This is a genomic window from Georgenia sp. EYE_87 (assembly GCF_023148685.1).
GTDB lineage: Bacteria > Actinomycetota > Actinomycetes > Actinomycetales > Actinomycetaceae > Georgenia.
Genome location: NZ_JAHXNL010000032.1, coordinates 1 through 1,431 on the forward strand (window position 1 = coordinate 1; position 1,431 = coordinate 1,431).

Below are 1,431 nucleotides of genomic sequence, written 5' to 3' on the forward strand. Positions count from 1 at the left end.
GCGGGCGGGGTGGGTGCAGGCCGGGCGCACGCAGGTGACGTCCCGGGCCCGGACCAGGGCCTGCAGGGCCGCGGGGGGCCGGTAGACGCTGCGGCCGAGGTGGGTGACGGTCCCGGTGACCGGGTCGGTGATCAGGCGCCGCCACGTCCCGCCGGCGGCCAGCGCCCGGGCCAGGTCCGGGGTGATCGGCCCGTAGCCCTCCAGGTACGCCGCCGGAACGGGCTCACCACCGACCTCCTCGCCGGCCCCGGAACCAGCACCGACGCCGCCGCCGCCTTCGGCGCTCTCGGCGGCACCGCCGCGGCTGCCGTCGTCGGCGGTCGTGCCCTCGCCCGCTCCCCCGTCGCTCGTACCGCCGTCGGCACCGTCGGCACCGTCGGCACCGTCGTCGCTGCGGGTGGGCAGGGCTGTCCCCTCGGGCCCGTCCGGGGGTTCGGGCGGGAGGGTGGTGGCCAGCGGGACGGTGACGTGGACGCGGATGTCGGGGACGGTGAACCGTTCGCGCGAGCGCAGCAGCAGCTCGTGCAGCGGCGGGTACTCCACCCCGACCGGCAGCCCGGCCGCGCCCGGCGGATCGTCGGGCGCCGCTCCGGCCGGCGGGGCAGCAGTTTCTGCGCCGCCCGGACCGCCCGCAATCTCCCGGGGCGTGCTGCCCGGCGGTGATCCTTCGGCCGCAGGCGGACTGACGGTCGGCGGAGTCACCGTGCCTCGCACGCCGGGCACGCCGGGCACGCCGGTATCCGTGGCGTCCGGGGCGTCCGTGGTGTCCGGGGTGTCGGGTGGGCCGGTGGTGCCGGCGATCAGGGCCGCGTGGGTCAGGGCGAGCAGGGCGTCGGCGCGCAGCTGGTCGATGGTGCGGGCGTCGCCGTCGTTCCTGGCCCCGTGGGCGATCGCGTCCAGGGTCAGGTCGACCTGGACGCAGTCCTCGGCCGGCAGCACCGCGTAGATCGAGCCCATCCCGTCCGGGAGCACCCGGGTGTGGTTCACGTGCCGGCGCGCCCGCGCCCGGACCTGCCGGTCCTCGGCGTCCTGCGGGTCCACCTCGACCAAGGCCTTGGTCAGGTCCCGGCGCACCTGGGCCACCGTGCGCCCGTCGGCCTCCTCCAGCACCTGCGCCTCGACCTGGACCGCGACCTGGACCGGCGAACCGGCCAGGGTGGTCACGATCGCCGCCGCCTTGGGGTAGTCGACCACCCCGGCGTCCAGCGCCGCGGCGGTGTCGCGGAACCTGCGGGTCAGCCCCTCCCCGACCCGGACCAGCTTGCGGGCCTCCTGCCGCGAGACCGCCAGGCGCATCGCGATCTCCTCCGCGGTGACGTCCACCGGCTCCGCCAGTCGCGGATGGTCGAAGAACCTCGCCGCGTGCGACAACCGCGCCGCCGTCGCCGCCGCCCGCCCCGCCGCCCAGGCCTCCACGCGCCGGTGCGCGGC

The 1,431-nt window shown here is 77.7% G+C and carries 1 protein-coding gene; it reads right to left on the minus strand.

All coding sequences use genetic code 11. The features are described 5' to 3' along the window. Positions 1–1,416, minus strand: a 1,416-nt coding sequence (locus tag KZX45_RS19745; RefSeq protein ID WP_248259467.1) for a DUF222 domain-containing protein, incomplete at its 3' end; no start/stop codon positions are given. Between the last annotated feature and the right edge of the window lie 15 nt (positions 1,417–1,431).